Genomic DNA, 2907 nt, shown 5'->3' with positions numbered 1-2907 from the left:
GGACGGACGGCCGCTGTCGAACGACTCGCTGCCGGCGTCGCTGCTGCTGCTGATGGGGCGGCACGGCCCGGCGTTCCTGGCTTACGCGAACTTCGCCGCCTACACCGAGTGGAACAACTCGCTGATCTATTCGACCACCGCGGCCTATCTCGCCACCCGGATCGCCGGCGCGGGGCCAATGCAGAAGCCGCGCGCTGCTGTGGCTCAGCTGTCGTTCAACGAGATGAAACAGCTGCAGCAGCTTCTGGTGCGCGCCGGCTTCGACGTCGGCAAGGTCGACGGCGTGCTCGGTCAGCAGACCCGCAGCGCGGTGAAGGCAATGCAGCTCAAGTACGGCCTGCCGGCGGATTCCTGGCCGACCGCCGAACTGCTCACCCGGATGGGCGGCAGCGCGGCGCCGGCGCCTTCGGCCTCCGCAGACCCGATGCAGCCGACGGAGCCGCGGCGCGCCAAGCGCGCCCGCCCGACCGCTCCGCTACCGCAATAACCGAAAAATCCGTCCCGCGGCTTTTCAAATTCCGCCGACTTGCTCTAGGGTGCGACGCAATAACACTCTGGAGGAAACGACGTGCGTCATCTGTTGATTATGACAGCCACGGCTGTCGCGCTGGCTACCACCGCGGTCCATGCCGCCGATGACCTCAAGATCGCGCTGATCTACGGCAAGACCGGCCCGCTCGAAGCCTACGCCAAGCAGACTGAAACCGGCCTGATGATGGGGCTGGAATACGCCACCAAGGGCACGATGACGCTCGACGGCCGCAAGATCGTGGTGATCACCAAGGACGATCAGAGCAAGCCGGACCTCTCCAAAGCCGCTCTCGCCGAAGCCTATCAGGATGACGGCGCCGACATCGCGATCGGCACCTCCTCGTCGACAGCGGCGCTCGCCGATCTGCCGGTCGCCGAAGAAAACAAGAAGATCCTGATCGTCGAGCCCGCCGTGGCCGACCAGATCACCGGCGAGAAGTGGAACCGCTACATCTTCCGCACCGGCCGCAATTCGTCGCAGGACGCGATCTCCAACGCGGTCGCGATCGGCAAGCAGGGCGTCACCATCGCCACCCTGGCGCAGGACTACGCGTTCGGCCGCGATGGCGTCGCCGCCTTCAAGGAGGCGCTGGCCAAGACCGGCGCCACGCTCGCCGCCGAGGAATACGTCCCGACCACCACCACCGACTTCACCGCGGTCGGCCAGCGGCTGTTCGATGCGCTCAAAGACAAGCCGGGCAAGAAAGTCATCTGGGTGATTTGGGCCGGCGGCGGCGATCCGCTGACCAAGCTGCAGGACATGGACCCGAAGCGCTACGGCATCGAGCTGTCGACCGGCGGCAACATCCTGCCGGCGCTCGCCGCCTATAAGCGCCTGCCCGGCATGGAAGGCGCGACCTATTACTACTACGACATCCCGAAGAACCCGATCAACGAGTGGCTCCTGACCGAGCACCAGAAGCGCTTCAACGCGCCGCCGGACTTCTTCACCGCCGGTGGCTTCTCGGCCGCGATGGCGGTGGTCACCGCCGTGCAGAAGGCGAAATCGACCGACACCGAGAAGCTGATCGCCGCGATGGAGGGCATGGAGTTCGACACGCCCAAGGGCAAGATGGTGTTCCGCAAGGAAGACCATCAGGCGCTGCAGAGCATGTATCACTTCAAGGTCAAGGTCGACCCGGCCGTCGCCTGGGCGGTGCTGGAGCCGGTGCGCGAATTGAAGATCGAGGAGATGGACATCCCGATCCGGAACAAGAAGTAATTGCCGGGCGGGAGTCATTCCGGGGCGCGCGTGAGCGCGAACCCGGAATCCCGACATGTCCCGCGCCACTTTTTCAGGTGGCCTGAATCTCGAGATTCCGGGTTCGCGAGCTGCGCTCGCGCCCCGGAATGACGAACTCTAGCGATGAGGATCGTCGCCTGCCTCACTCACAAACCGTCACCACCCGCGCATGCGGGTGGCCCAGTATTCCAGGGCGCCGGTGATGAACCGAAACGCTCCGGCGTACTGGATCCTCCGCATTCGCGGAGGATGACGACGGGATTGGGGAGACGTCGTGCACCACTCATGCTCCACTACGCCTTCGATGATGCTCTGACGTTGCGGTGACCGTGCTCCATGACCACCCTCGAGACCCAATCCCTCACCATCCGGTTCGGCGGCCATGTCGCGGTGGACGCGGTGAGCTGTGCGTTTCGCCCCGGTGAGCTGACCGCGATCGTCGGCCCGAACGGCGCCGGCAAGACGACGTATTTCAACCTGATCTCCGGGCAGCTCCGCCCGAGCGGCGGCCGCATCCTGTTCGACGGCGCGGACATCACCAGGATGACCGCGCCGCTGCGCACCCGCGCTGGGCTCGGCCGCGCGTTCCAGCTCACCAATCTGTTTCCCAATCTGTCGGTCGAGGAGAACGTCCGCCTCGCCGTGCAGGCGCACAGCGGCACGCATTACGACATGCTGCGGCCGTGGCGGACGCGGCGCGACCTGATCGAACGCGCTGATGCGATCCTCGACAGCGTTGCGCGGGGCGCCCGCCGCAATGTCGCCGCCACCGCGCTGTCGCATGGCGACCAGCGCAAGCTCGAAGTCGCGCTGATGATGGCGCTGGAGCCGAAGGTCTACATGTTCGACGAACCGACCGCCGGCATGAGCGTCGACGAGGTCCCGGTGGTACTCGACCTGATCGCACGGCTGAAGACCGACCCGTCCAAGATCATCCTCTTGGTCGAACACAAGATGGACGTCGTCCGTTCCCTCGCCGACCGCATCATCGTCCTCCACCACGGCAAGCTCGTCGCCGACGGCAAGCCAGCCGAGGTGATCGCTTCGCCGATTGTTCAGGAGGCGTATCTGGGCATTGCACCGGGCAAGAGTGCGGCGTGAGAGTGATGATGAAAATATCGAGTGCTTCGATG

3 protein-coding genes are annotated in these 2907 nt (G+C 65.2%); all 3 read left to right on the top strand.

The window, feature by feature from the left end; translation table 11 throughout:
* Positions 1-487 (top strand): peptidoglycan-binding domain-containing protein (locus DYI24_RS24485; RefSeq protein ID WP_205523670.1); only part of this gene is annotated, 487 nt, incomplete at its 5' end.
* A gap of 81 nt (positions 488-568) precedes the next feature.
* Positions 569-1753 (top strand): substrate-binding domain-containing protein, encoded by a 1185-nt coding sequence (locus DYI24_RS24480; protein ID WP_164574169.1) that lies wholly within the window; start codon positions 569-571, stop codon positions 1751-1753.
* 357 nt (positions 1754-2110) lie between these two features.
* Positions 2111-2875 carry an ABC transporter ATP-binding protein gene (locus DYI24_RS24475; RefSeq protein ID WP_164574168.1) on the top strand — a complete coding sequence of 255 codons (765 nt, stop codon included), beginning with the start codon at positions 2111-2113 and terminating at the stop codon, positions 2873-2875.
* Positions 2876-2907: the final 32 nt, after the last annotated feature.

The sequence above is a fragment of the Rhodopseudomonas sp. BR0C11 genome (assembly GCF_010820945.1).
GTDB lineage: Bacteria > Pseudomonadota > Alphaproteobacteria > Rhizobiales > Xanthobacteraceae > Rhodopseudomonas > Rhodopseudomonas palustris_H.
The sequence above is the reverse complement of the archived record's forward strand: the minus strand, read 5'-3'. Positions and strand labels throughout refer to the sequence as shown.

Excerpts from the sequence above, each read along its gene's own strand:
- DYI24_RS24475 (WP_164574168.1), top strand. The coding sequence starts at position 2,111 with ATGACCACCCTCGAGACCCAATCCCTCACCATCCGGTTCGGCGGCCAT.